Below are 1,545 nucleotides of genomic sequence, written 5' to 3'. Positions count from 1 at the left end.
GAGCCACAGCGCCGGCTACGCGCTCGTCGCCTACCAGACGGCATGGTTGAAGCGCCACTACCCGGCCGAGTTCCTGGCCGCCTCGCTCACCTCCGAGATGGCGGACAAGGACAGGGTCATGATCCTCCAGGCGGAGTCCAGGCGGCTCGGAATCCGCGTCCTCGCGCCGGATGTGAATCTCTCCGAGGAACGCTTCAGCGTCCAGGAAGGGTCGATCCGCTTCGGCCTGGAGGCGGTCAAGGGCGTGGGACACGCGGCGGTCGAGGCGATCCTCCTGGCGCGCGAGGGCCGCCCGTTCACTTCCCTCTTCGACTTCGCGGAGCGCGTCGACTCCTCCCGCGTGAATCGGAAGTGCGTCGAGAATCTGGTCATGGCGGGCGCCCTCGACTCCCTCGGCGGACACCGGGCGCAGCAGCTCGAATCGATCGGGATCGCGATGGAGTGGGCCGCGCGGGTGCGCAAGGAGCGGTCGATGGGGCAGACCTCTCTCTTCGGGGCAGGCGAGGCGAACCAGGCGCAGCCGGCCCATCCGTCCCTGGCGGAGTCCTCCGAGTGGCCGCAGGGGGAGCTGCTGCGGTGCGAGAAGGAGGCGATCGGCTTCTACGTCTCCGGCCATCCGCTGGACGAGTATCGGCGCCTCCTCGATCGAATGGGAGTGGTGCCCGTCCATGCCCTGGAGGCGATCAGGGACAATGAGCCGATCCTCGCGGCAGGGCTTCCGACCCAGGTGAGGCGCAGCGTGGACAAGAGGGGGCAGGCGATCGCCTTCATGGTCCTCGAGGACTTCACCGGGACGGTGGAATGCATGGTCTTCAGCGACGCCTACCAGGATTGCGACCGCCATCTCGACGGAGAGAAGCCGCTCCTCCTCCGCGGAAGGATCTCCACGCGGGAGGACCAGAAGCCGAAGCTGAGAATCGAGGAGGCCAAGCCCCTCTCCGATCTGCAGGAGGGTGGACAGCTGACGCTCCACCTCGCGCTGCCAGGCAGCGCGGGAGACGATCTCCTCGACACGTTGCGCGCGATCTTCGATCGCCACCCCGGCCCCTCACCGGTCTGGGTCCACGTCGATCACGCGGGCGTGGAAGGGGTTCAGATCCGTCTCAAGGGGAACAGGGTCGCGCCGAGCCCTTCGCTCCTCGACGCGTTGCAGCATCGCCTGGGCGAGGGCGCCATCCGTCTGACCATCGGTGAGCCCCGCGGCGCCAGAAGCCAGCAGATCTTCGTCTGACCCGCCTCGACTCGATCAGAGAAGCGGGCGCGGGGCCGGGATGTCCGCCGGGCCCGGGCATCGGGTGCGTCTGCGCCCGGCGGTCACCCTGGACGGCGCGAACCGGCTCACCTACCATCAGAAAAGGCACTACGGAGGTACGGAATCTCTTGCGCGTCGGCACCGCAGATTTGCACATCCATTCGGCATGCTCCGACGGGCAACGGACTCCTTCGGAGATCGCGCGGCTTGCGCGCGATGCGGGCCTCGCCTGGTTCTCGCTGACGGACCACGACACGATGGCCGGAAACGCCGAGGCCGACGCGGCGGCGCGG

At 68.3% G+C, this 1,545-nt stretch carries 1 protein-coding gene; it reads left to right on the top strand.

The annotated features are described in order from the left end of the window. Positions 1-1,231: DUF655 domain-containing protein (locus FJY88_14310; GenBank protein MBM3288500.1), on the top strand; the 1,231-nt coding region annotated here is incomplete at its 5' end. Positions 1,232-1,545: the final 314 nt, after the last annotated feature.

This window comes from Candidatus Eisenbacteria bacterium (assembly GCA_016867495.1).
GTDB lineage: Bacteria > Eisenbacteria > RBG-16-71-46 > CAIMUX01 > VGJL01 > VGJL01.
This window is presented reverse-complemented; position numbering and strand designations above follow the sequence as displayed.